Source organism: Streptomyces sp. NBC_00203, assembly GCF_045206325.1.
GTDB lineage: Bacteria > Actinomycetota > Actinomycetes > Streptomycetales > Streptomycetaceae > Streptomyces > Streptomyces lutosisoli.
In genome coordinates, this window is sequence record NZ_CP108126.1 from 500,779 (window position 1) to 525,687 (window position 24,909).

Consider the following 24,909-nt stretch of genomic DNA (forward strand, 5'->3'; position numbering starts at 1 on the left):
GGGGATGACTACGGTGAGGTGCTCACAAGGGGTGGATCAGGAGACGAACACGCGTACGTCCCAGGCGCCGAGGTCCAGCGGCGTGCCCGTGGGGTGGGACGTGCCGTTCAGGGCGTCGGAGAGGTCCGCCGGGGCGGGGACGCTCACCGGCTCCCAGCTCCAGTTGTGGACGATGTGGACGCGGCGGCCGTCGGGTGACGTGCCGGTGGTCGCGGTGACGGACCCGGGGAGGTCGCGCCACCCGCTGCTCGCGGCCGGGGCCAGCCACTCGGCCAGCGTCCGGGCGAGGTCGCGGCCCGGTATCGCGCCGACGCAGGTGACCCGGCCCTCGCCGTGGCGGCGGGTGGTGACGGCGGGCCAGCGGCCGTAGTGCGGGTGCTCGTACGTGGCGAGGACATCCGCGTCGACGACCGTGAGGCCCTCGATCCACTGCGTCGCCGTGGCGTCCGCGGACACGTCGAGCGGGCTGCCCGGCACGGCGCGGACCGGGACCTCGCGCGTGAGGTTGCTGAACTCGTCGTACCGGACGCCCGCGGCGGGGACGAGGCGTCCGGGGGTCGGCTCGTGGCGCGCCCGTGCCTCGTGGTCGGCGTAGGCGCTGCGCGGGCCGAGGACCAGGTGGCCGCCTGCTCGGGCGTAGGCCTCCAGCCAGTCGAGCGTGGTGTCGTCGACGACGTACAGGGCCGGGGCGACAAGGACGGGGTGACGCTGGACGGCCTCCTCCGGTGTCATCCCCTCCCGTTCACCGCGCGGGTCGTGCAGTTGGCGGGCGTGGACGATACGGACCTGGCGGCCGGCGTCGAAGGCGCCGCGGTAGAAGGGGTCGAAGAACCGGTGGTAGGCGGCGGCGTCCGGTTCGCCGTCGGCGGTCGCGAGCGGCGGGTACTTCTGCATCAGCCACTTGCTCGGCATCGAGTAGACCATCGTGATGTCGGCGTCCGGTTCCAGACCGGCGACCAGCGGGCCGGCCGCCTCGAACTCCGCGCCGAGACGGGCGACTTCGGCATAGGTACGGCCGGGCAGGCCGCTGTGCGGGAGGACTCCGCCCCAGTAGGTCTCCGCGCCGAAGCGCAGGGTCTGCCACTGCCAGTACTCGATCATGCGGGCACCGCGGCCGACGAGGGCCCAGGCGGCCTGGCGCCACTGGCCGTCGTAGCCGGGCCGGTTGTCCCACGGGAAACCGATGCTCTGGGCGTTGGTCTCGGTGACCAGGAACGGCTCCTGGCGCGAGGAGAACATCCAGTCGGCGGTCTGATACATCGACCACACCCCGGTGGTCTTCCACTGCTGCTCATGGGTGTCGGGAGTCGGATCGGGCAGCAGCAGGCCGTCCTGCATGTCGTAGTACGGGTTGCCCGACGCGATGTCGAGGCGGTCCGTCATCTCATCGTCCTCCACCCCTTGGCGGGTGTAGGAGATGCAGGTGGTGACGAAGTGGTCGGGGCGGGCGTACTCGCGGACGATGTCGGCCTGCCAGCCGATGAACTCGGTCACCTGCCGGGCCTGGAACTCCCGCCATGCGACGTCGTACTGGGGCTGTTCGTTGCCGTCCGGGGTCCACAGGTCGGCCCAGGTAGACAGCCGATGGGACCAATACACCAGGCCCCACTCGCGGTTCAGGGTCTCGACGTCCCCGTACTTCTCCCGCAGGTGGTCCACGAAGCGCTGGAAGACACCGTGGTTGTGGAAGAGGTGCAGGCCCGGCTCGTTGTCCACCTGCCATCCGATGACCGCCGGGTGGTCGGCGTACCGGGCCACCATCTTGCGGATCACCCGCTCGGCGTGGAACCGGAAGGCGGGGTGGGTGAAGTCGATCTCCTGGCGGGCGCCCCAGCCGAGGCGCTGCCCGGTGGCGTGCTCCGCGGTGATCTCCGGGTACTGACGGGCCAGCCACTGCGGCGCGGCGTACGTCGGGGTCCCGATGATGACGGAGATGCCGCGCTCGTGGGCGCCGTCCAGCACCGGCTGGAGCCAGTCGAGGTCGAAGCGACCGTTCTCCGGCTCCCAGGTCGACCACACCGACTCGCCGACCCGGATCACGGTGAAGTTCGCCTCGGCCATCAGGTCCAGGTCGGTCTTGAGGCGTTCGTCGGGCGGCAGTTGGGAGCCGTAGGCCGGCGTGTACTCGTGGTAGTACGCGGCGCCGAAGAGAACGCGGGCAGGCAGAGCCGCCATGAAGGGAAACCTCCGGGGATACGGGGAGTGGTGTGAGGAATGCGCGGGCTACTGCTTGACGCCGCCGGTGGCCAGGCCGCTCTGCCAGTACCGCTGGAGCAGCAGGAAGGCCAGGACGAGCGGGATGATCGAGATCAGGGAGCCGGTCACGACGAGCGCGAGCATGTCGCTGCTGGCTCCGGCGCCGCCGTTCTGCGCCTGGGCGGCCCAGGAGGAGAGCCCGACCGTGATGGGGTACAGGTTCGGGTCGTTGAGCATGATCAGCGGCAGGAAGTAGTTGTTCCAGGTGGCGACGAGCGTGAAGAGGATGACGGTCACCAGGCCGGGGGCAAGGAGTCGCAGCGCGATCGTGCAGAAGATCCTGAGTTCTCCGGCGCCGTCCATGCGGGCGGCCTCGATGAGGCTGTCGGGGATGGCGTCCTCGGCGTAGATCCGCATGAGGTAGAGGCCGAAGGGACTGATCAGGGACGGCAGGATGACGGCCCAAGGGGTGTTGACCAGGCCCGCCTTGGCGAACAGCAGGTAGGTGGGAATCGCCAGGGCGGTGGTCGGGATCATGATGGCGCCGAGGATGAGGTTGAAGGCGGCGCCATGGCCTCGGAAGCGGTACTTGGCGAAGCCGTAGCCGGCCGCCGCCGCGAGCAGTGCGGCGCCGAGCGCGCTCACCCCGGCGTAGAGGACCGTGTTGAGCAGCCAGCGCCCATAGACGCCGTCGTCCTGGGTGAAGGTGGCCTTGATGTTGGACAGCAGCTGCGGGGCGTGCGAGAACCACAGGCCGAAGCTGTTGAAGAGATCCTGGGTGCTCTTGGTCGAGGCGATCAGCAGCCAGAACAGCGGGAGCAGGAAGTACGCGAGGACGGCCAGCATGGCGATCGTCAGCGGGGTGCTGCGCCGGCGGGCCGACGACCGGCGCCGTGTGCGGGCCTCGGCGGGCAGCCGCTTACCCGTCGAAGCCGGCGAGTGTGCGGGGGTCACGGTGGTCATGAGGTCCTCCTGCGGTTCGCGGTGAGCAGGAAGGCGTACGACACGATCACGATGACAAGACCGAGGATGAAGGACACCGTGGCCGCGTAGTTGGTCTGCTGGCTGATGAAGGCGACGGAGTAGGCGTAGAGGTTGGCGGTGTAGGAACTGCTGATCACGTCCGGGGCGACGCTCATCAGCAGCTTCGGTTCGTTGAACAGCTGGAAGCTGCCGATCACCGAGAACAGCAGAGTGAGGGTCAACGCCGGGCGCAGCGCCGGGAGTTTGATGGACCAGGCGATCCGCCAGGCGCCTGCGCCGTCCATGGCGGCGGCCTCGTAGAGCTCGGCGGGGATCGTGCGCAGGGCGGCGTACAGGATGATCATGTTGTAGCCGACGAACTCCCAGGTCACGATGTTCGCGAGGCTGCCGAGCATCCAGCTGTCGCTGAGGAAGTGCGGGGCCGGCAGGTGGAGATGGCGGCTGATCTGGGCGAAGGGGCCGAAGTCGGGGCCGTAGAGGTAGCCCCACATGAGGGTGGCGATCACGCTCGGGACGGCGTACGGGACGAAGATGCCGAGACGGATCACGCGGGCGAGGCGGAGCAGACCGCTGTCCAGGGCGAGCGCGAAGAACAGGGCCAGCAGCAGCATCACCGGGACCTGGATGACGAAGAACAGGGCTACCCGGCCGATGCCCTTGAGGAGGAGCGGGTCCTTCAGCGCGGTGACGTAGTTGTCCAGGCCGACGAACGTCGAGCCGCCGATCAACTTCTCCTGGAACAAGCTCAGGTAGGCGGCGTAGCCGAGCGGAGCGAGGAAGAGCAGGAGGAACAGCACCATGAACGGTGCGACGAACAGTGGCCCTGCCGACCGGCGGCGGCGCGTGCCGCCGCGCCCGGGGCGTGTCGGCCCGTCTCGGCGCCGGCCCTTGGGGGAGGCCGCGGTTGTGGCAGTCATCATCGGGCCTTTCTGAGGGGTGGGATCGTGCGGGTGGAGGACGGCCGGGTCCCGCGCCGCGGCGCGGGACCCGACGAACCGTCAGGAGGTCTTGACCGTGAAGCCCTGGCTCTTGGCGTAGGTGGTGAGCCGTGTCTGCCATGCGCCGAGCGCGCGGACGGTGTCGGACTTGCCGGCGAGGGACTTGCCGACGGTCTCGGTCCAGTCCGTGGCCACCTGGTCGAGGAACGGCGGCCACTGGAAGGAGGGGTTGACCGTGCTGCTGACGTCGGCGAAGACCTGGTTGACCTTCTGGCCGCCGTAGAAGGACGGCGCGTCCCCGACGAAGTCGGCGTCCGCGAGCACGGCCTTCGTCGCCGGGAAGAAGAACTGCTCAGTGGCGAACATCTTGGCGCTGGCGGGGTCGCTGTTGAGGAACTGGGCGAACTGGGCCGCCGCGATCGGGTTCTTGGTGGAGCGGATGACCGCGGTCGTCGAGCCGCCCCAGTTGCCCGAGCTCGGCTTGGCGGCGTCCCACTGCGGCAGCGGGGCCGCGCGCCACTTGCCCGCGGTGGACTTGGCCGAGCCGGAGAGGAAGGCGGGCCCCCAGGCGGCGGTGAGCCAGGTGGCGTACTTGCCCTTGTTCAGTCCGGCGTACCAGGAGTCGGTGAAGTCCGGGTCGACGCCGATCACGCCTTCCTTCGCCAGTCCGCCCCAGTACGCGCCGAGCTTCCGGGAGACGGCGTCGTCGACGCTGATGGCGATGTCGCTCTTCCCCGAGGTCACGTACGGCTTGGCGCCCGCCTGCCAGAGCAGGCCGTGCCACGCGGCGGCCTGGTTCGCCGCCAGGTTGGTGAGGTACACGTCCGGGTCGGCCTTGTGGAGCTTGCGGGCCGCGGCGGCGAACTCGTCCCAGGTGGTGGGCACTTGGATGCCGTGCTTGTCGAAGATGTCCTTGCGGTACAGCATGCCCATGGGCCCGGTGTCCTGCGGGATCGCCCAGACCTCGCCCTTACTGCCGCTGACCTGGCCCCAGGTCCAGTCGACGAACCGGCTCTTCAGCGCGGAGGCGCCGTAGGGCCGCAGGTCCAGCAGGCTGTTGGTGATGGTGAAGGTCGGGATGGCCTGGTACTCGATCTGCACCATGTCCGGGGCGCCGCTGCCGGCTTTCAGGGCGGTACGCAGCTTGGTGTACTGCGGGGTTCCCTGGCCGGCGTTGACGACCTTGACCTTGATGGCCGGGTACTTCTTCTCGAAGAGCGCGACCTCCTGGGCGATGTTCGGGACCCAGGTCCAGAACGTCAGCTCGGTCGGGGTCTTCATGGCCTTGTCGATGTCGGCCTGGCTGACCGGCTTGGCGGACGTAGCGGACGAGCCGCCCGAGTCGCCGCCACCGCAGGCGGCCAGCGTGCTCGCCAGCGTCAGGGCTCCGGTCGCGGCGAGGAAGCCACGACGGTTCAGGGAGGCCGAGGAGGAGGCTGTGGAAGATCTGGACATGGTGAACTCCGCAGAGAGGCGTAAGGGATCCGCGCGCCGGGCGACGGCGTGCTGAAGGGATGCCGGGAGGTGCGTTCAGGCGTGAGGAGCGGGGCAAGGCCGGCGGGACGAACGCGTTCCTCGCGGATCCCGGGGCCGAGCACGTCACGCTCGTTGACCGAATGGGGGGCTCGCGCCGGTGAGGGCGTGAGACGGGGCGCCGGCCTGGGCGGCGATCGGCTCAAGGGGAGGTGCCCAGGCCGCGGCGCTGGTGAGTGGGAGGTGCGACGACCTGATGCAGGTGGGTCGGCTCGCTCACTCGAGTACGGGTGTCGCAGCAGGTGGGAGGGGTGGACGGGCTGTGGTTGGGCGGAACTCCCCTCGTGGTCGGGGTCGGAGAACAGGGTTCTGCGGAGTCAGTCGGTGGTCCGTCGGCGTTCCGTAGTCCCTTGGCGTCCCGGGGTCGTCCGGTTCGGCGGGGGTGCGGTCGACTCGCGGACGACGAGGTTGACCGGCGGGTTGTCCACCGTTACCGGGTCCGCGTCCGGGTTCTCGATGGCGTGCACGAGAAGCTTGAGGCCGTCCTGCGCCGTCGCGTCGAACGGCTGTCGGACCGTCGTCAGGGGCGGTGTCACATAGGCGGCGACCGGAATGTCGTCGAGACCGACAACACTGATGTCCTCCGGTACGCGCCGGCCGGCTTCCAGCAGTGCGCGGATCAGACCGATGGCCATGTCGTCGTTGGCGGCGAAGACGGCCGTCACGCTGTCGTCGGCGGCCAGCCGGCGACCGGCCGCGTAGCCGGAGGCAGCCGACCAGTCGCCCTCGATGACAGGCGGTTCCCGTCTGCCGTGCGCGGCCAGCGTCGCCCGCCATCCCTCAAGACGGTCCCGGGCGGCGTACCAGCGTTGGGGACCGGCGAGGTGATGGACGGTCGTGTGCCCCAGTTCGAGCAGGTGCTCGGTGACGGCCTGGGCCAGCTGGTGGGAGACGAGCCCCGCGGTCACCACCTGGGAGGCGGCGAACGGCGGTGGTGCGCCGAGGATCAGGACCGGGACCTCGACGCGGACGGAGAGGTTCGCGCCTCCCTCCTCGTCGATCGGCTCGGAGATGACGATGCCGTCCACGCCCTGATCGAGGAGCGAGTCGACGGCACCGGCGATGCCCGCGGCGTCGCCCTCCATCGTGTTGACCACGCGAAGCGCGTAACCGGTGTCCCGCACGGCACGTTCGACGCCCATCAGCAGTGAGGCGGGCCCGTACAGAGCCGTTCCGAGCGTCACCACACCGATGGTCTGGGTCCGTCCGGAGGCCAGCGCCCGGGCGGCATGGTTCAGCCGGTAACCGAGGGTGTCGGCGGCTTCCAGGACACGTCTGCGTACGTCGTCGGAGACGTACTGCTCACCGTTCATGACCCGGGACACCGTCTTCTGCGAGACACCCGCCAGACGCGCCACGTCGATACTGCGCGGCGCGGTGCCTGTGCTGCGGCCTGTCAGTCGTGCCATGGGGTGTCTCCTGATCTCCGGTGATCTCCGGCAGGTGACAACGTGGCCAGTTCCCGTCTGACTGCGCTGCCATGACTGCGCAGACATATCTACGCAACGGAACGAGACGCGTCAAGGGGTTGCGCAACATCTCTGCCATCGAGGCGCGCTGTCGAGTGGCGGCGGCCAGGATGCGAGGAGGCGTCCGCCGTGCACTGCCACGGCCGGACGGTGGGGAGTTGAGACGAGGGCCGGCTCGGGCACCGCCTCATGGCTGACGGCGCCTGCGAGAGCGGTTGCTAGCATCCCGCAACGTGAACGACAGCGTGTACGTAGGCAATGCGGGCAAGGACGCGCCACTGGACCGGGGGTGGCTTCTCGGCCACTTCAAGGACGTCGACGATCCGCGTCACAGCGAGGCCGTGGAGATCAAATGGGGCGTCCATCCTCGCGGCGACGAGCGATTGCAATGGGTCAGAGGCGAGGAACGCACGGCTCTCCTGGTTCTTGTCAGCGGCCGCTTCCGCGTTGAACTACCCGGCCGCAGCGTTGTTCTGCAGGAGCAGGGCGATTACGTCGTGTGGGGGCACGGAGTCGACCACTCATGGTTCGCGGAGGAGGAGTCGGTGGTGCTGACAGTCCGGTGGCCGTCCGTACCGGGCTACGCGGTGACGGAGACGGACCGGGCGCGACGGGAGAGCTGAGCACGGAGGTCGGTCTGCGCGGGTTCCAGTCCATGGACCTGCGACTCCATCGCCCTGCCTCAACCGGAGGCGCGGCCGGCTGCCGATGTGGCCGGCGGGAGTGGCGACGGCACTCAGCACGCAGACCCGGAGGGGTCACGGGGCTGCCGCGCTGAAAAGCATGGAACGTGAGCAGCACGGCGGTGGCAGCGGCGGTACCGAGCTGGGGCGTTTCCTGCGCGCCCGCCGCTCCCGGTGACACCCGACGACGTCGGTCTGCCGGTCAGCGGCGGGCCGCGCCGCACGCCCGGCCCGCGCCGCGAGGAAGTGGCCACCCTCGCCGGGATCAGCAATGACTACTACGCACGACTCGAACGCGGCACGGAGACCCGCCCCAGCCCCTCCGTCGTCGACGCCCTCGCCCGCGCTCTTCGCCCGGGCGAGGCCGAACACAAGCACCTGCGGGACCTCGCCACCTGTGCCGACGGGCAGCCGGCCGCACCAACGGCCGGATGCAGCCGGTCCGTGCCTGCCGGTACCGAGCTGCCGCCGGAGAGCCCGCGCCCCAACCCCCTGTACGTGGTCGGCCGCACGCGTCCACAGCGACAACTCGGACTGCACCGGAGACCGGTGGACCCTGCGGACTCAGGCGCCCACGGTCCCGTCGACACCCTCACGTAGAAAGTCCGCGTGCCCGTTGTGGCGGCCGTACTCCAGGAGCACGTGCACCATCACCATCCGCAGCGACACCTCCTCCTCCCATCTTGGCTGATATCCGGCCAGGTCCATGGACTCAGCCTCCCTCTCGATACGGCGCGAGTTCTCCACCTCGGCCTCCCAGGCTTCGAACGCCTCACTCCGGGTCGACGCGCTCGCGTCGTACGCCGCCTGGAAGTCGATCTTGTCGGACCAGACCATGGGCGCATCGTTGTCCTCGAACACCCGCCGGAACCAAGCACGCTCGACCTCCGCCATATGCCGCACCAGGCCCAGCAGCGAGAGCGTCGACGGCGGCATCGACTGCTGTCGCAACTCCTCGTCGGTAAGCCCTTCGCACTTCATGGCGAGGGTCGCGCGGTGATAGTCGAGAAAAGCCCGCAGCATGTCGCGTTCGCTGCCAAAATTGGGCGGTCCTATGCGGTTGTCGCTGGTCACTGACCGTGCTCCTCATTCGCGCCTGCATTCAGGGCCAGTATCCACTCCCGTTCGCCGTCCCCGTACGACGACCTGCTCCCAGAGTTGCGGCCAGTTGAACGACGCCCGCTCCCCCCGTCGGGGGTCGCCAGTCGGCCGGCAGGCCGGCCTCACCGCGTCAGCGCACGGACAACGTCCGCGCGCGTCAAGGGGCCCCTTGCTGAAGCTGACGGGTCGTCATACATTCTGTGGGCTCCTCTGGGGCAGGCGCGACTTCCTCCGCAGACTCATGGTGAGGTCATGTGAGCAGTCAACCGCCCACGCGACGCAGGCTCGTTGCCGCTGTCACCCTCGTCGCGGCCTTCATGGCGTTCCTGGACGCGACGATCGTGAACATCGCCATTCCGGACATCGCCCGGTCGTTTCCGGACGATTCCCTGGGCGACCTTTCGTGGGTGCTGAACGCCTACAACGTCGCTTTCGCCGCCTTCCTCATGCCGTTCGGGCGGCTGGCCGACCGTTGGGGTCGCAAACGCTCGTTCCTGCTGGGGCTGGCGCTGTTCACTCTGGCCTCGTGCTGGTGCGCGCTGGCGGGCAGTCTGCCGGTGCTCGTCGCGGCCCGGGTCGTCCAGGCGATGGGAGGGGCGCTGCTCGTACCGACGTCTCTGGCTCTGCTCATGGCCGTCTTCCCCGTCGAGCGCCGGGCCGCGGCCGTAGCCGCCTACGGTGCGACCTCTGCCGCCGCGGCCGGCATCGGCCCTTCGGTGGGCGGTGTGCTGGTCGACGTGAAGTGCTGGGAGCTGGTGTTCCTGGTCAATCTGCCGTTGGGCATCGTCGCGGCCGCCCTCGGGTGGCGGGTGCTCGGGGAGAGCCGGGAACCGCGCGGGCTGCCGTTCCCGGACCTCGTGGGCGCCGTCGCCCTCGGGGCCGGCGTCGGGGCCCTGGCCGTCGCCGCGGTCAAGGGCGGCGACTGGGGGTGGACCGGGGCGACGACACTCGGTGCGCTGGCACTGGCCGTCGTGGCGCTGGGCTTCGTGGTGTGGCGCTCCGCCCGGCATCCGGCTCCGGTGGTGGATCCGGCCCTGCTGCGGCTGCGCTCTTTCTCCGTGGCCAACGCCGCCTCGCTGGTCTTCGCGGTCGCCTTCTTCGCGACGCTGCTGTGCAACGTGCTGTACCTGACCTCCATATGGGGCTACTCACCCCTGCGTACGGGGCTGGCGGTCACCCCCGCCCCCATCGCCGCCACCCTGGTCGCGCTGCCCACCGAGCGGCTCGCACGCCGTTATGGAACCCGGGCGGTCTGCGCCGCCGGACTGATCGTCTTCGCGGTGGGCACCTGCCTGTACGCGACCTGGATCGGCCCGCACCCGCACTTCGTCACCCAGTGGCTGCCGGTCAGCGCGCTCACCGGCCTCGGCGCCGGAGCGGCCCTGCCCGCGCTGGGCGCCGCGGCGCTCGCCGAGGTTCCGGCGGCGCGCTTCGCCATCGGCACGGCCGGTAACTCCACGGCACGGCAGACCGGCGCGGTGTTCGGTGTCGCCCTGCTGGTGGCCGTGGTGGGAACGCCCGGGCCGCAGTCTCTGCGCCACGCCCTGCAGCAGGGCTGGCTGTTCGCCGCCGCCTGCACGGTGCCGGCGATCGCGCTCACCCTCTGCCTCGGGGCACGGACGGGCCGCCAGAGCCCCGAGCGGGCCGATGCCGTCAGCGCCCCTGGAAGTCGGGCCACTCTCCGTCGAGCAGGGCAGTGATCCCGTGCCGCATGTCCCGGGAGGCGACTCCGGCGGCGAAGTCCTGGCGCTCCGCTTCGAGACATTCTTCGAGACCGCTGGACAGGCTGCGGTCGAGCAGGCGCTTGGCACTGCGGATCGAGTGGGGCGCCGCGTCCGCCAGGTCGCGCAGCCTCTTCAGGCCCGTTTCGATCAGTTCCCCCGGCTCCACTATGGCGCTGACCAGTCCCTCCCGCTGCGCCTGCGCGGCCCGGAGTACGGGCTGCTCCAGGAGGAGTTCGAGGGCGCGCGGGTAGCCGACGATCCGCGGCAGGAACCAGGCCATCCCCGCATCGGTGGACGCGCCGATCGCGCCGTACGCAAAGTGGAACGAGGCCTTGCGGGTCGCCAGCCGGAAGTCGCAGGCGAGCGCCAGCGAGAAACCGGCCCCCGCCGCCTGCCCGTTGACCGCGGCGAGGACCGGGCAGCCGATGCCCCGCACCGAGCGGACGACCCCGGCGAGCAGTGACGTGAGCCGGTCGCCGTACGCGACGGAGTCGAAGTCGTCCGAGGACAGCATCCGCCGGTACTCGCGGATGTCGCCGCCGAGCGAGAAGGCCTTCCCCGCACCGGTGATCAGCACGCCGCGCAGCTCCGGATCGGCCGCCAACTTCTCGAGGGCGGCGAGGAGTTCCTCCAGCAGCCCGGTGTTCATCGCGTTGCCCGCCGCCGGGCGGTTCAGCGTCAGCACGGCGATACGATCCTGAGTTCGCACCCGCACACAGGGAAGCCCGTCGGGCATCTCCCCCTCCGACTGTGTCATGAAAGGGAGCGTAGGGAGCCCGCCCACGACTGACAAGCCGTCAGTTTGCTGATGACATTTCAAGATCCCTGGCCTACATTGCAGCGCTGTTCGCACCGACAGGCGCTATCGCACGGGGGAGATCGATGCCGAACGACGCCCTGCCACGGCCGTTACCGGACGGCTGTGCCCTGGTGACCGGTGCCTCACGCGGCATCGGCGCCGCCGTCGCCCGCGACCTGGCCGGCACGCACCGGCCGGTCGTCGTGGGCTACCGGCAGGACGAGACGGGCGCGAAGCAGACCGTGGCGGCCATCCAGGAGTCGGGCGGCACCGCCTTCGCGTTCCGGGCGGACGTCACCGACCCGGCAGCCGTGGAAGAGCTCTTCACGGCCGCCGAGGAGGCCTACGGGCCAGTGCTCGTCCTGGTGAACAACGCGGGCATCAGATCCGACCAGGTGTTCGCCGCCATGGACGACAGCGACTGGCACCCGGTGCTCGACACCAACCTGAGCGCGGTCTACCGCACCATGCGACGGGCGCTGTCCGGCATGTCCCGGGCCCGCTTCGGCCGCATCGTCAACATGGGCTCGGTACTCGGCCGGCAGTCCCTGCCAGGGGTCGCCAACTACGCCGCCGCCAAAGCGGGTCTGGAGGGTCTCACCCGGTCCGTCGCGGTGGAGGTCGCCCGCCGTGGCATCACGGTGAACGCTCTGGCACCCGGCCTGGTCGAGACGGATCTCGTACGTGACGTCGCATTCCTCGAACGCGCCGCCCGCACCGCGATCCCCGTACGCCGGGCCGCCCAGCCCGCCGAGATCGCCGCCTGCGTCCGCTTCCTGACCTCGCCCGAGGCCGGATACGTGACCGGCACCACGCTGACCGTCGACGGCGGCCTCTCCGCGGCCGCGTTCGTTCCCCAGGTGCCCCGGGACTGATCACCAGCGCCCACCAAGCCCGTACGCACCGCCACCACACCCCCCAACAGATCGGAGAGATTCCCATGACCACCACGACTGCCACGCGCGAGTCCCTCACCGCATTCGTCCTGGAGTCACTCGCGGACTTCGGCGCCGATCCCGACGCGATCACCCTGGACGCCGCCTTCGACGATCTGGAGATCGACTCCCTCGATCTCGTCGAACTCGGCCAGTCGGTGAAGAAGAGGTTCGGCGTCCATGTCCGTCCCAAGGACATGGACGACGTCAAGACGGTCGGTGAGGCGCTCGACGTCATGTTCGCTACTGCGGGTCTCTGATGCCACGATCCGTCGTCGTCACCGGCGTGGGCGCCGTCACCCCGCTCGGTACCGGCGCCGAAGCACTTCACCGGCGGGCCGTCGCCGGACAGAGCGGGCTGGTCGGGGGTGAGGGACGATGCCTGGACTTCGACCCCGCCGCGGCCCTCACCCGGCGTGAGGCGCGCAGAACCGACCGGTTCTCCCAGTTCGCGATCGTGGCCGCGCAGGAGGCGCTCGCCCAGGCGGGCTGGGCGGGCGGACTTCCGTACGCACCGGAGCGGGTGGCCTGCGTCATCGGCTCGGGCGTGGGCGGCCTGGGCACCTTCGAGGCCCAGCAGGATGTGCTCGCCGAGGAGGGTGCGGAGTCCGTGTCGCCGCTCATGGTCCCGATGATGATGGCCAACGCGGCGGCCGCCCAGATCGCCCTGCGATACGGGCTGCGCGGCGAGAGCCACTGCGTCATCTCCGCGTGCTCCGCCGCCGCCCAGGCCATCGGCGCCGGGCTGCGCCTGATCCGGTGCGGCGAGGCCGACGCCGTCGTGGTGGGCGGGTCGGAGGCCGCGACCTCGGCGATCGTGCGCGCCGCCTTCCTCAACGCGGGCGCGCTCTCGCCGTCGGGCACCTCCGTGCCGTTCGACCGCGACCGCGACGGGTTCCTGCTCGGTGAGGGCGCGGGGATCCTCGTACTGGAGGATGCCGGGGCGGCCCGGGCCCGTGGTGCGAGACCGCTCGTGGAGCTTGCCGGATACGGGGCCAGCAGCGACGCCCATCACCTGACTGCTCCGGAACCGACCGGCGAAGGAGCCGCGCGCGCCGTCGACCGTGCGCTCGCCGATGCCGGTACGGCCCCCGGCGATCTGCACTACATCAACGCCCACGGCACCGGGACCGCTCTCAACGACCACGCCGAGGTGGTGGCGCTGCGCCGCAGTCTCGGCCCGCTCATGGCGGACATCCCGCTGTCCTCGACCAAGTCGGCCATCGGTCATCTGCTCGGCGCCGCCGGCGCGGTGGAAGCGGTCGCCACGGTCATGGCGCTGCGCCACCGGCTCGCGCCGCCGACGGTCGGTCTGCGCACGCCGGATCCCGAACTGGGCGCGGTCGCGCACATCCGGACCGCCCGCCCTCTCGCCGCCGGCACGGCCGGACCACTGACCGCGCTCTCCACGTCCTTCGGCTTCGGCGGCCACAATGCGGCACTCGTGCTGCGCACGTGCCCGGAAGAGGGCTCACCATGATCCGTCTGTCCGGTCGTCGCTACCTGGTCACCGGCGTACTGAGCGGCGACTCCATCGCCTGGCACATCGCCCACGCCCTCCAACTGGCCGATGCCGAGGTCATGTTGACGAGCTATGGGCGCAGTCGGCGTATCACCGAACTCGCGGCCGCCGATCTGCCCCGGCCCGCGGAAGTCCTGGAACTGGACGCGTCCCGACCGGAGGACTTCCCGCTGCTCGCCTCGGCCGTGGGCGAGCGCTGGCAGTGCCTGGACGGTGTCGTCCATGCCATCGCGGGCGCCCCGCCCGACGCCATCGGCGGTACGTTCCTCACGGCGCCGGCACAGAGCGCCGAAGCGGCGTTCCGTACCAGCGCGGTGTCCCTGCACGCGCTGGCCACCGCTCTCTCGCCGCTCCTGGTGCGCAGCCCGGGGCGCGGCAGCGTCGTGGGCCTCGACTTCGACGCGTCGGTGGCCTGGCCGGGCTACGACTGGATGGGCGTGGCCAAGGCCGCCCTGGAGTCGGTCTGCCGCTATCTCGCCCTCTACCTGGGCCCGCAGGGGATCCGCGTCAACCTGGTGGCGACGGGCCCTGTCGAGACCGTCTCGGGGCGCGGCGTCTCCACGTTCGAAGCGCTCAACCGGCGGTGGGAGCATGACGCGCCCCTGGGCTGGAACAGCGCGGCCGCGGCGGCGGACGTCGTGGTGGGGCCCGTGCTGTTCCTGCTCTCCGAACTGGCGCGCGGCATCACCGGCGAAGTGATCCACGCGGATGGCGGCATGCGCGGCGCCGGTATGGGCCTGGCGGCGCGCGACGACCACGATCTGGCCACCGACCGTGCCACCAAGGGGAGTTGAGATGACCGCCCACACGGTGCAGGCGCCTGCTCCGGTCCTGTCCACCGACCGGACCGTACCGAAACAACTGGTCCACAAGCGGGCCGTCGAGCAGGTGCTCACCACCGCCGTGGCCCGGGCCGGTGACCGGCTGCTCGGCTCGGCCCAACTCCCCCGGCTGCACCGCCACTACAACGACACGACCGTCCCGTACTTCGACCTCCTGCTCGTCGGCGAGGCTGCCCGGCAGACCGTCGAGGCCATCGTCCACGAGTTGTTGGAGGTTCCGCTCGACAGCCGGTTCGTGCTCAGCGACCTGAGGATCGAGTTCACCGATCCGGAGGCGGTACGCATCCCCCGCGTCCCCGCCGACCTGCTGGTGGAGCTGCATGTCGCGCGACTGCGACGGCGACGCGACGGATCGGTGCGCACCCTGGAGGGGACCGCCCTCTGCCGGATCGGGGACCGGGAGGCCGCCCGGTTCTCCGGCACGCTGCTCTTCCTGGCCGCCGACGCGTACGAGATCCTGCGAACGGACGACGCCTTACCCGGGGAGCCCTTACCCAAGGAGCCCATGCCCGGGAAGCCCATGCCCGGGGAGCCAGTGCGCGCCACGAACCCGGCGCGCGCCGACCCGCCCTCGGTCGGCAGGAACGACCCCCGCAACGTCGTCATCGGCGGCCTGCGGACGAACGGGGCCGAAGCCGAGGCGGACCTCGTGTTCGATCCGGACGACCCCGTCTTCTTCGACCATCCGCTGGACCATCTGCCCGGCATGCTCCTGCTGGAGGCGGGCCGTCAACTCGCGCTGGCCACCTGGTCCCACATCCATCGGGTTCCGGCCACCCGCCTGCTCGCCACCTCCTGCCACGCCCGCTTCCAGGAGTTCGCGGATCTCGCGGACCCGGTGGTGTGCCGGGCCCGGCTCACACCGGATTCGACGGTCGAGGTCGTGGTGGAGCAACGCGGCACGACAGCGGCGCTGTTGGAGATCGCGGTTGTCTCCGTACCGGACCCGCCGGACGGTGCGGGCGAGCCAGAGCCGAAGGACACCTCATGACCGTGACCATCGCCGGTGTCGGGGCTGCCCTGCCCTCCGCCGTACTCGGCAACGACCACTTCGCCCCGCTCGACACCTCGCACGAGTGGATCGTCAAGCGCACCGGCATCCACACCCGCCACTGGCTGGGCCCCGGCGAGACCCTCGCCGACCTGGCCGAGCAGGCGTCACGAGAGGCCCTCGCCGACGCCGGGCGCAGCGCTCACGAGATCGACCACGTCGTGGTCTCCACCGTCACACCCGACCGCGTAACCCCCGGTATCGCGCCCGAACTCGCGACCCGTCTGGGTGCACCGGGGCCACCGGCACTCGACCTCAACGCGGCCTGCGCGGGCTTCCTCTACGCACTCGACTACGGCTGCGCACTGATCGAGACGGGCCGGGCCCACTGCGTCCTGGTGTGTGCGGCGGAAGCACTGTCCCGGATCACCGACCGCACCGACCGTTCGACGGCCGTGCTGTTCGGTGACGCGGCGGGAGCCGTGGTGCTCTCCTCGACCGGGGCGGACGGCAGCGAGCGGCCACGTTTCCTGCTCGGCTCGGACGGCAGGCACACCGACCTGCTGTACGCAGACCTGGAGGACCGGGTCCTGCGGATGAGCGGCCGCGAAGTGTACGAGTTCGCCGTGGACACCATGGCCGGGCAGACCCGCAAGGTGCTCGCCGAGTGCGGACTGACCACGGCCGACATCGACTGTTTCATCGGCCACCAGGCGAACGTGCGCATCCTGCGGGCGGTCGCCGCCGCACTCGACATTCCCCAGGCGCGCTCCCAGATCAGTATCGACAAGGTCGGCAACACCTCGTCGGCGTCCATTCCGTTCGCGCTGTGGCAGGCCCGCGGTGCCGGACGGCTGCGTCCCGGGGACCGGATCGTCATGGCGGCTTTCGGCGCCGGCTTCGTGTGGGGAGCCGGCGTCATCCGCTGGAAGGCAACGCCCAACACGGCAGTTCAGACCCAGGAGGAAACATGTCCGACGTGACCCGTGACTCCGAGAACTACTACCTCGGCGACAGTCCCTCACGCCCCGTTCCGTTCGACGGCGTCATGACCGTCTCGCACTACATCATGCCCAACTTCGCCACGATGGACTGGCATCAGGTCGCGCGCGAGCAGGTCGTGGAGAACATCAAGAGCCTTCAGGACCCGGGCGGCAATCTGAACGACCGGATCATGATGTACATCCATGTTCCGTACTGCAAGTCGTTCTGCCACTACTGCAACTTCAACCGGTTCCACTACCCGAAACAGGACTCCGAGCGCCTGGAGAAGTACACCGACTACCTGATCAAGGAAATCGACTGGTACATGCGCCAGCCGTACGTCCAGGCAAGGGAGTTCACCGGCATCTACATCGGCGGCGGCAGCCCGTCCACGCTGCCGGTGTCCGCCGTGGAGCGGCTGAGCGAGCATCTGCGCAAGGTCGTCCCGAACTTCGACTCGATCGAGAAGAGCTTCACCGGAGAGCCGCGCACCCTTCGCCGCCCCGGCCTGCTGGAGGTGCTCAAGGACCACGGCTGGGACCGCGTCACGTTCGGCATCGAGACCCTCAACGAGAAGATCCACCGCAAGATCGGACGGCTCGACACCCGGGACGACGTGGACGCGGTCTTCAACCGCATGCGCGACATCGGCTACACCGCGGACACCTGTGTCGACATGATGTACGACCTGCCGGGCCAGACCCTGGAAGGGTTCCAGGCCGAGCTCACCGAGCTGCTCGACTGCTACGACCCGACGGAGATCGACCTCTTCACCACGATCTACCTGCCCTACCGCCCGCTGCACAAGATGATCATGGACGGCCGCGTCGAACAGCCGGGCAGCCCCTGGCAGTTGCTGGCCATGCGCGAGCACCTGTACGACAGGCTCAGCGGCGCGGGCTACCACAACACCATCGCCGAGACCTGGTCCAAGCGTCCGGAGCGGTCCGTGTACCAGACGGCGCACTGCGCACGGCAGGACATCATCGGCGTGGGCTGCGCGGCGCGCGGCAACCTCCGCGACATGGTGTCGATCAACCCGGAGAAGGTCGACGACTGGCAGCGCAACGTCGACGAACAGGGCGCCTCCACCGAGACCCTCCAGTCGATCGGGTACGAAGGCGTGCTCGACCGGGTCATGGTCATGTTCCCCCGCTACAAGTCCCTGGACAAGGAACTCCTGGCCGACTTCGCCGCGGAGGTCGACGAGGACACCTTCGCGCGCGTGCGCGCCGTGCTCGACGGACACCTGGCCTCCGGGGTCATCGACGACGAGGGCGACCGGTTCACCGTCAACAAGCTCGGCGTGATCTGGCACGGCAACCTCCAGACCGACTATCTGCGCCACACGCTCAACACCAAGGGCGAGGTGCTGATGAACCACCTCACCGAGTCCCGGCAGGACTTCGACAACGAGGACCGCTTCGCGGTGACGACGGAGACCGTCTACATCAAGGAGCACGACGCGGAGTACCCCCGGCTGATGAAGTAGCGCCACCCGCTCCACGACGTGCCCCGACATCTTCCGAGAGGTGTGAGACATGAACGGCGAGACCCCGGACAGCGTCAGCGAGGAAGGGGCGGGCACCACCCCACAACCGCCGCCGGTGCTGACCCGGGTCCAGTCGTCGGACGGCGTGGTCCTCGTGGCCCGAGTGCTCCGCCATCCGGAACCCGGCCGCCCCGTCGCCGTACTGCTGCCCGCGATGGGCGCGGCCGCCCGGTTCTATCTGCCGCTGGCGCGGGCCCTGCTGCGCGAGGGCCTGACCGTGGTGACGGTGGACCTGCGCGGGCACGGCGAAGCCCTCCCCGCGGTGACCAGGGGCACCCGGTTCGGATACCGCGAGATGGTCGAGGAGGACCTGCCGGCGGTGCTCGCGGCGGTACGCTCCGCACTCCCCGGGGCGCCCGTGGTGCTGGTCGGCCACAGCCTCGGCGGCCAGCTCGCGCTGTTGCACGCGGCGACGGCCCCCGACGGGATCGATGCCCTGGCCCTGGTCGCCAGCGGCTCGGTCTGGTACCGCGGCTTCGGCGGACTGCGCGCCGTCCGCAACCTCGTGGCGAGCCAGATCTTCGCCACGCTCGCCACCCTGATCGGCTACTGGCCCGGCAAACGTTTCGGCTTCGGCGGCAACGAGGCGACCGGTGTCATGCGCGACTGGGCCCGGCAGGGCCGTACCGGCGTCTATCGCGTCAAGGGCAGCACCGTCGACTACGAGCGGGCGCTTGGTGAACTCGCCCTGCCGCTCCTCGCGATCGGCGTCGACAACGACGTGCTGGCCCCGGCCGGCGCCCGCGAGCATCTGCTCTCCAAGGTTCCCCGGACCGCACTCGACCGCTGGCAGTACACCGGGGAGGCCGCGGGCGGCAAACACATCGACCACTTCCGGTGGGTACGCCACAACGCCGCGCTGAGCGCCCACCTCGCCGAGTGGGTGCTGAAGACGACACACTCCGCCACGGACCGCCGGAACGGGGGCGCACCCGATGAACAGTGAACGCGACGTCGCCGATGTGATCGTCGTGGGCGGCGGGTGGTCAGGCATCGCCACCGCCTGGCGGCTGCACCGCCACGGTCTCCGGCCGGTCCTCATCGACGACCGGCCCACACTCGGCGGGCGGTCCGCCCAGACATCGCTGGGCTCGCGTACCGTCACGCTCGGCGGCAAGAACATCGGCCGCAAGTACACCCACTTCCGGGAGTTCGCCGCCGAACTCGGCCTCGGGGCATCCGACTTCGAGCACTTCGGCATCAACTCCTCCCGCATCGAGGACAGCCGTCTCCGGACCGTCGACAGCACCGGCAGAGCAGCGAGTGTCTACGGCCTGCTGCGCGGCATCCCCCCGCGCGACCTCGCCAGAATCCTGCGGCTGGCCTGGTACACCCGGCGGGAGCGGGCGAACGCCTTCTGCTCGGGCCCCGACTTCGACCGTCTCGCGGCCCGCACGGGCGACCCGTCGCTGGCCGAGTACTTCGGCACGACGCTGCGGCAGCGCCTGGTCCGCCCGGCCGTGGTGCGCATGAACGGCGCCGAACCCGACGAAACCCATCTGGGGAACTTCGGCACCAACCTCGGCATGCTGCTCGACAGCTTCGACCAGCTGACCCACGGCTTCACCCCGCTGCTCGACGGCTTCCGCGGGCAGATCGCCACCCATACCGCCACCCGCGTCACGGGCCTGACGGTGGACTCCGGCCGTGTCACCGGAGTGCGTGCCACCACCGAGGCCGGGGAGCAGCTCACGCTGACCGCCGACGCCGTCGTACTCGCCGTGCCGGCACCCGCAGCCGCCGCCCTGACAGCCGAACACCAGCCCGCGCTGGCTGAACAGCTGGGCGCCGTACGGTACTTCCCTGTCGCCGTCGTCATCGCGGAGTACGACCGCCCGGTGTTCGACGAACGGGTCCGGGCCCTCACGTTTCCGCCCGACTGCCCCCTGAGCAACGCCGGAGCGTACGGCGTGACCGACCGGCACATCGTGCGCTACACCTTCAGCGGCCGCGCCGCCCGCTCCCTGCCCCCCGGGAACGACGACCTGATCACGCTCGCCGAGAAGGAACTCGGCGCCCATCTCGACCTCACCACCCCACGGCGCACCGGGGCGGTGACCGCCCGCTGGGAGCACGGCCTGTGCGCCTACTCCCCCTTCCACTCCTCGACCCTGACGAAGATCAACACCCTGTCGAAGGAGCTCGCCGGGCTGACCCTGACCGGCGACTACGTCCGGGGAGCCTCCATCGAGGCCTGCTTCCGAGCGGCGTACGAGCGCACGGACGCCGTCATCCGCACTCTCACCCCCAGAATTCCCTGACCACCGGCCGGGCGGCGGCAGGAGCCCTCCAGGCCACTGCCCGGTTACCGTCCGACGCCGGCGGATCGTCCAGCACATGTCCGGCCCAGCCTGCCGTCACCCGTCCGGATCGGTGGTGCAGCACGTCGTTAAGCTCCCGGCCATGGCTAACGATCTCGGCTTCACCTGCTCCTGCTGCGGTGAATACCATGCAGAACTCCCGATGGGGTTCTCCACCATGGCGCCCGACGTCTGGTCCGAGAGCTTTGCAGAGGATTCCGCCAGCATGCTCTCCTCAGACCAGTGCATCATCAAGAACGCGCACTTTTTCATCAGAGGCCTGATCGAGATACCCGTGGTCGACAGCGATGACGTCTTCTCCTGGGGTGTCTGGGTCTCCCTCAGCAGGGACAACTTCGCCCGTACCCTCGACCTCTGGGAGGCACCCGGCCGAGAAGCCGAACCCCCCTATTTCGGCTGGCTGACCACCGAGTTGGGGCTCTACTCACCCAGCACCACCAACCTGAAAACGCACGCTCACACGCGTCCTGTCGGCCGCCGTCCGTTCATCGAGCTGGAGCCCACTGACCACCCCCTCGCGGTCGAACAGCGGACCGGCATCACCATGGACCGTGTCCGAGAGATCGCCGAGGCAGTCCTGCATCCGAAGAGCGGAAACGCCTGACCTGGCATCGCTCCGCCCTACTGCGGGCTGCCCGCCTGTCCGGCAAGTGTGAGGTTGTGCAGGCAGGCGATGTCGAGCGCACGGGCTGGAAGTAGGCTGCCCCAGGCTCGGCCTAGTCACTGGGGCAGGCGCGCCTGGGGGTGATCGACCTGATAATTCGTCATGGGTCCGCGGATGCGGCATCGGTGGCTCGCCGAGCCGGTAGAGCTCTGGGGCTGATCGCCGCCGCGGCGGCTGCGTTGACGGTGGTGCTGTTGTCGCCTTTCGCGCTGGAGGAGATGTCCGGCTCCAGGGGCGTGGACTGGAACAGGTTGAGCCAGATCGGCGCGGCGTACGGCTTCACGTCGGCGATCGTCTCGGCGCTGGCATTGGCCGGAGTCGCCATTTCCCTGATCGTTCAGAACCGGCAGGCCAGGGCGGACCAGGTCCAGGGGATCCGCAGCTACTACCTTGAGCTGGTCCGCCTGGAACTCGACGACATGGCGCTCTTCCAGCCCGTTTGGGGCGACACGGACATCATCGATCCTCACGAGCAGAAGCGGCATGTCTACGCCGACCTCATGATGAACTACGCGTGGATGGGCTTCGAGATCGGGACCATACGCGAGAGTCTGCTGCGGGACATGCTCGCCGGGATGTTCACCGGAGAGGCCGGGCGGCACTACTGGAGCAGGGCCCACACCTCGTGGATCGCCAGTTCGTCCGGAAGCCGTGTCGGTCGTCGCTTCCTGGCCGTTGTGGGCGAGGAGCATGCTCGGGCTGTCGCCTCCGGACCGCCGACTCGCTCGCCCCTTGCCTCCCGTCCGCCTGCCGTGCCCGGCGCGGGTGCGTCGCCCGCGTTGCGGACATCGGTGGGCGCGTTGATCGGCCTCGGCGCCGGCCTGGCGCTCGGATCGCTGGTGCGCAGGCGACGTTAGGGTGTCGGTCGCATGCGAGATGATCGCAGTGTGGCTGGTGTAGTTGCAGAACTCCTCAGTACTGCTGCACCACTTGGCGCATCTTGATCGCTTTCTGAGGTGCGTCTAGGCTCCCGGGCCATGGGGGAACCGGATCATGGGCGTCGGCCGTGGCGCGAGCGGCCGGTGGGTCGTCGTGCGGTCGTGGCACTGCTCGGGGCGGTGGGACTGACCGTTCTGGGAACCGTTTTCGTCGTTCTGCCGGGTGTGGTGGTCGACCACGATCTCGCCGGGGCTGTCGTCACGCCGCAGGATCGGCTGAAGGCCGTGAACGAAGTCCGGACAACTCTCCTGCAGGTGATCGGCGGCCTGGTGGTGCTCTTCGGCGCGTATGCCACCTGGCGGCAACTTCGGGTCAGCCAGGATGGCTTGCGTGCTACCCAGGAGGGCTACGTCACCGACCGGTTCAGCCGGGCCGTCGATCAGCTCGGCAGCGACAAACTGGATGTGCGCGTCGGCGGGCTCCACGCGCTGTGGCGGGTCGCGGAGCAGTCCGCTCGTGACCGCGAGGCCGTCATCTCCATCCAGGCCGCGTATCTGCGGACGCACCTGCCCTGGCCGCCCACCGGGCCGGAGGCGCCGGCTGCGGACGTGCCCATTAACGACATTGCACCGCTGGAGGCCCGTGCCGCCGACTCGCAGGTGGCACTGACCGGCCTCGGCGTGCTGTGCCAGCGCCGGGAGAAGTCCTGGGTCAATCTCAGCGCCACCGACTTGCGACGGGCCGACTGCGACGGGCTGTGGCTGCCGGAGGTCAATCTCGACCGCTCCTGCATGGAGGCAGCGGGCCTGTACCACGCCAACCTGACCCAGGCGTCCCTGGTCTCGGTCAACCTGCGGCACGCCGACCTCAAGACCGCGATCCTCCGCCGGGCCCGCTGTGCACTGGCCGACCTGCGCGGTGCGCGGCTGGCCGAGACGGATCTGCGGGACTCCGACTTCACCGGGGCCGACCTGCGCGAGGCGAACCTCCGCAAGGCTAACGCGCGCGGTGCGATCTTCCGCCGGGCCGACCTGCGCCTGGCCGACCTGCGCGGCACCGACTTGAGCACGGCCGACCTTCTCCAGGCCCGCCTGACCGGCGCCCGGGCCAGCGCTCACACCCGCTGGCCCGCCGACTTCGACCATGCGGCCGCCGGCATCGTCGTCACCGAGGACCCCGGCCCTGAGCCCCCGCCGCTGCTCCAGCCGCCTGGGATAACGGCGCAGCACCCCCCGCTGCGATCCATGCCGTGACGCACGGACAGAGGGGCACAACCGCTCGCACCGATGAGGCGTTGTGGTGGGACCAACTCATCCGGTGAGGGCTAGGAGCGTGTCTCAGTAACGGGCAAGCGGACCTGCTGTCCGTGATCGGTGGATCGGTCGCGGCCGCCGCGTCGGCATCTGTGAGGGTCTGGCGGGTCCTGACCCGCCCCCGGACACAGGCGGGTTGACACAAATCGCGTCGCTCCTCGCCGGAGAACCGCTCCTTCGCGGACTGGCGGGTGATCCCGAGAGCTTCCCCGATCCTGACCCAGGTGATGCTGCGCCGGCGCAGTTCCTGCGCCCACGCGCGGAGGTCAGCCTCGGCCTGGTCGATGTGCGCGGCGACGCGCGGAATGCGGCTAAGCATCTCCTCATCGGTCAGCGACTCCCACACGGGCACGTCCGATCCTGCGGGGGTATTGAGGCTCCCGTCGATGATCGACGCGGACAGAGCCACGCACTCGTTGCAGATGTACGCTCCAGCGCCGACGACCAGCTTGTCGACACCGGTGTTCGGCTTGCCGCAGAAGGAACACCGAGCCACCAGCGGGGACCGGGTCCGGGACGTGATCCACAACTTCAATGCCGACGGCTTCGATTCGCTCTACTCGAAGTACAAAGGCGGTCGGCCAAGGACATTCACCTTGCCCAAGCGGCGCGAGATCAAGAAGATCGCCAAGTCCAAGCCGGCCAAGCACGGCCTACCGTTTTCGACCTGGAGCCTGGCCGAACTGGCCGACTTCCTGGTCTCCGAGGGGGTGGTCGACGACATCAGCCACGAGGGTCTGCGCATCCTGCTCAGCGAGGAGAGCGTCTCGTTTCAACGCATAACGACCTGGAAGACCTCCCACGACCCCAACTATGCCGCCAAGAAGGCCCGAGCCGAGCACCTCTACGCCATCGCTGACGGCGAGGTCATACCCGAGGACGGCGAGCCCGAAGTCGTCTTCTGCCTGGACGAGTTCGGCCCGCTCAACCTCCAGCCCCACTCCGGTCGGCAGTGGGCCGAGATCGGCGGGTAGCACAAGGACCCCGACTGGGAGCCGAGGCCCCGACGCCGGGCGACCTACACCCGCCCGCACGGGGTCAGACACCTGCTTGGCCGCATACGACCTGGGCAAGGACAGGCTCTACGGGCACATCAAGCCGAAGAAGAACCCCACGAAATTCCTGGGGTTCTGCCGCTACTTGCGCAGCCTCTACCCGCCCAAGGTCCGGATCGCGATCGTGCTCGACAGCTTCTCCCCGCACTTGACCACGAAGAAGGACACCCGGGTCGGTGAATGGGCCGTAGCCAGCAACGTCGAGTTCGCCTACACGCCTACCGCCAGCTCGTGGCTGAACGGATCGAGGCCCAGTTCACCGCCCTGCGGTACTTCGCTCTGGACGGCACCGACCACGCCAGCCACAAGGAACACGGCAGCATGATCCGCCGCTACATCATCCGGCGGAACAAGCACACTGCCGATATTCGCTTGCGCGCCCTCGTCACTCGCGTCAACGTCGCCTGACACCTGACGAAGGCAG

23 protein-coding genes and 1 pseudogene are annotated in these 24,909 nt (G+C 69.6%); 16 read left to right on the forward strand and 8 right to left on the reverse strand.

Translation table 11 applies throughout. From position 1 onward, the window contains the following. Positions 1-36 precede the first annotated feature (36 nt). The 5 genes from OG975_RS02530 to OG975_RS02550 form a co-directional block, all read right to left on the reverse strand. Positions 37-2,175 carry a beta-galactosidase gene (locus OG975_RS02530; protein ID WP_406327051.1) on the reverse strand — a complete coding sequence of 713 codons (2,139 nt, stop codon included), beginning with the start codon at positions 2,173-2,175 and terminating at the stop codon, positions 37-39. A 48-nt stretch (positions 2,176-2,223) separates the two neighbouring features. Next, complete coding sequence (locus tag OG975_RS02535) at positions 2,224-3,159, reverse strand: carbohydrate ABC transporter permease (protein WP_406327053.1); 936 nt, start codon at positions 3,157-3,159, stop codon at positions 2,224-2,226. Next, positions 3,156-4,100 carry a carbohydrate ABC transporter permease gene (locus tag OG975_RS02540; RefSeq protein WP_406327054.1) on the reverse strand — a complete coding sequence of 315 codons (945 nt, stop codon included), beginning with the start codon at positions 4,098-4,100 and terminating at the stop codon, positions 3,156-3,158. The genes OG975_RS02535 and OG975_RS02540 overlap by 4 nt, the downstream gene beginning before the upstream one ends. A 78-nt stretch (positions 4,101-4,178) precedes the next feature. After that, positions 4,179-5,573 carry an ABC transporter substrate-binding protein gene (locus tag OG975_RS02545; RefSeq protein WP_406327055.1) on the reverse strand — a complete coding sequence of 465 codons (1,395 nt, stop codon included), beginning with the start codon at positions 5,571-5,573 and terminating at the stop codon, positions 4,179-4,181. A 395-nt stretch (positions 5,574-5,968) separates the two neighbouring features. Further along, complete coding sequence (locus OG975_RS02550; protein ID WP_406327057.1) at positions 5,969-7,060, reverse strand: LacI family DNA-binding transcriptional regulator; 1,092 nt, start codon at positions 7,058-7,060, stop codon at positions 5,969-5,971. Positions 7,061-7,353: 293 nt separating this feature from the next. On the opposite strand from OG975_RS02550, the gene OG975_RS02555 reads away from it, so the two are divergent. Both OG975_RS02555 and OG975_RS02560 read left to right on the forward strand, forming a co-directional pair. Then, the gene (locus OG975_RS02555) at positions 7,354-7,743 is read left to right on the forward strand and encodes a signal peptidase I (RefSeq protein ID WP_406327059.1); all 390 of its coding nucleotides are present in this window, start codon (positions 7,354-7,356) and stop codon (positions 7,741-7,743) included. A gap of 234 nt (positions 7,744-7,977) precedes the next feature. Further along, positions 7,978-8,403: a helix-turn-helix domain-containing protein gene (locus tag OG975_RS02560; RefSeq protein ID WP_406327061.1), complete on the forward strand. Its 426-nt coding sequence runs from the start codon at positions 7,978-7,980 to the stop codon at positions 8,401-8,403. On the opposite strand, the gene OG975_RS02565 is transcribed toward OG975_RS02560, so the two are convergent. Then, positions 8,368-8,877 carry a DinB family protein gene (locus OG975_RS02565; protein WP_406327063.1) on the reverse strand — a complete coding sequence of 170 codons (510 nt, stop codon included), beginning with the start codon at positions 8,875-8,877 and terminating at the stop codon, positions 8,368-8,370. The genes OG975_RS02560 and OG975_RS02565 overlap by 36 nt on opposite strands. Before the next feature lie 281 nt (positions 8,878-9,158). On the opposite strand from OG975_RS02565, the gene OG975_RS02570 reads away from it, so the two are divergent. Then, positions 9,159-10,604 (forward strand): MFS transporter, encoded by a 1,446-nt coding sequence (locus tag OG975_RS02570; protein ID WP_406327065.1) that lies wholly within the window; start codon positions 9,159-9,161, stop codon positions 10,602-10,604. On the opposite strand, the gene OG975_RS02575 is transcribed toward OG975_RS02570, so the two are convergent. After that, positions 10,558-11,385: an enoyl-CoA hydratase/isomerase family protein gene (locus OG975_RS02575; RefSeq protein ID WP_406327067.1), complete on the reverse strand. Its 828-nt coding sequence runs from the start codon at positions 11,383-11,385 to the stop codon at positions 10,558-10,560. The genes OG975_RS02570 and OG975_RS02575 overlap by 47 nt on opposite strands. Before the next feature lie 125 nt (positions 11,386-11,510). Between OG975_RS02575 and fabG the strand changes: the two genes are divergently transcribed. The 12 genes from fabG to OG975_RS02635 all read left to right on the forward strand — a co-directional run bounded on the left by fabG (position 11,511) and on the right by OG975_RS02635 (position 23,370). Then, positions 11,511-12,302 carry a 3-oxoacyl-ACP reductase FabG gene (gene fabG / locus OG975_RS02580; protein ID WP_406327069.1) on the forward strand — a complete coding sequence of 264 codons (792 nt, stop codon included), beginning with the start codon at positions 11,511-11,513 and terminating at the stop codon, positions 12,300-12,302. A 65-nt stretch (positions 12,303-12,367) separates the two neighbouring features. Further along, positions 12,368-12,622, forward strand: a complete 255-nt coding sequence (locus OG975_RS02585) for an acyl carrier protein (protein WP_406327071.1) — start codon at positions 12,368-12,370, stop codon at positions 12,620-12,622. After that, positions 12,622-13,842 carry a beta-ketoacyl-[acyl-carrier-protein] synthase family protein gene (locus OG975_RS02590; RefSeq protein WP_406327072.1) on the forward strand — a complete coding sequence of 407 codons (1,221 nt, stop codon included), beginning with the start codon at positions 12,622-12,624 and terminating at the stop codon, positions 13,840-13,842. Before OG975_RS02585 ends, OG975_RS02590 begins: the two co-directional genes overlap by 1 nt. Next, entirely contained in the window at positions 13,839-14,678 is an 840-nt protein-coding gene (locus tag OG975_RS02595) for an SDR family oxidoreductase (protein WP_406327073.1), read from the forward strand. The genes OG975_RS02590 and OG975_RS02595 overlap by 4 nt, the downstream gene beginning before the upstream one ends. A gap of 1 nt (position 14,679) precedes the next feature. Then, the gene (locus OG975_RS02600; RefSeq protein ID WP_406327074.1) at positions 14,680-15,717 is read left to right on the forward strand and encodes an AfsA-related hotdog domain-containing protein; all 1,038 of its coding nucleotides are present in this window, start codon (positions 14,680-14,682) and stop codon (positions 15,715-15,717) included. After that, a complete protein-coding gene (locus OG975_RS02605; RefSeq protein ID WP_406327076.1) occupies positions 15,714-16,700 on the forward strand; it encodes a 3-oxoacyl-ACP synthase III family protein in 987 nt (328 codons plus the stop codon). The genes OG975_RS02600 and OG975_RS02605 overlap by 4 nt, the downstream gene beginning before the upstream one ends. After that, positions 16,688-18,193, forward strand: coding sequence for a coproporphyrinogen-III oxidase family protein (locus OG975_RS02610; protein WP_406327078.1), 1,506 nt, complete (start codon positions 16,688-16,690; stop codon positions 18,191-18,193). Before OG975_RS02605 ends, OG975_RS02610 begins: the two co-directional genes overlap by 13 nt. Positions 18,194-18,242: 49 nt before the next feature. Beyond that, a complete protein-coding gene (locus tag OG975_RS02615) occupies positions 18,243-19,199 on the forward strand; it encodes an alpha/beta fold hydrolase (protein WP_406327079.1) in 957 nt (318 codons plus the stop codon). Next, on the forward strand, positions 19,189-20,514 hold the full coding sequence (locus OG975_RS02620; RefSeq protein WP_406327081.1) for a protoporphyrinogen/coproporphyrinogen oxidase: 1,326 nt from the start codon (positions 19,189-19,191) through the stop codon (positions 20,512-20,514). Before OG975_RS02615 ends, OG975_RS02620 begins: the two co-directional genes overlap by 11 nt. 142 nt (positions 20,515-20,656) lie before the next feature. Then, complete coding sequence (locus OG975_RS02625) at positions 20,657-21,178, forward strand: DUF2199 domain-containing protein (RefSeq protein ID WP_406327082.1); 522 nt, start codon at positions 20,657-20,659, stop codon at positions 21,176-21,178. Between the two features lie 185 nt (positions 21,179-21,363). Further along, positions 21,364-22,095, forward strand: a complete 732-nt coding sequence (locus OG975_RS02630) for a DUF6082 family protein (RefSeq protein WP_406327083.1) — start codon at positions 21,364-21,366, stop codon at positions 22,093-22,095. Between the two features lie 183 nt (positions 22,096-22,278). Next, positions 22,279-23,370, forward strand: a complete 1,092-nt coding sequence (locus OG975_RS02635; RefSeq protein WP_406327085.1) for a pentapeptide repeat-containing protein — start codon at positions 22,279-22,281, stop codon at positions 23,368-23,370. Here the strand turns inward: OG975_RS02635 and OG975_RS02640 are convergent. Next, entirely contained in the window at positions 23,282-23,926 is a 645-nt protein-coding gene (locus tag OG975_RS02640) for a ClpX C4-type zinc finger protein (RefSeq protein ID WP_406327086.1), read from the reverse strand. The genes OG975_RS02635 and OG975_RS02640 overlap by 89 nt on opposite strands. Here OG975_RS02640 and OG975_RS02645 point away from each other — a divergent pair. Next, positions 23,925-24,893 (forward strand): annotated as a pseudogene (locus OG975_RS02645) (IS630 family transposase); the annotation flags it as partial. The gene OG975_RS02640 and the pseudogene OG975_RS02645 overlap by 2 nt on opposite strands. Positions 24,894-24,909 lie beyond the last annotated feature (16 nt).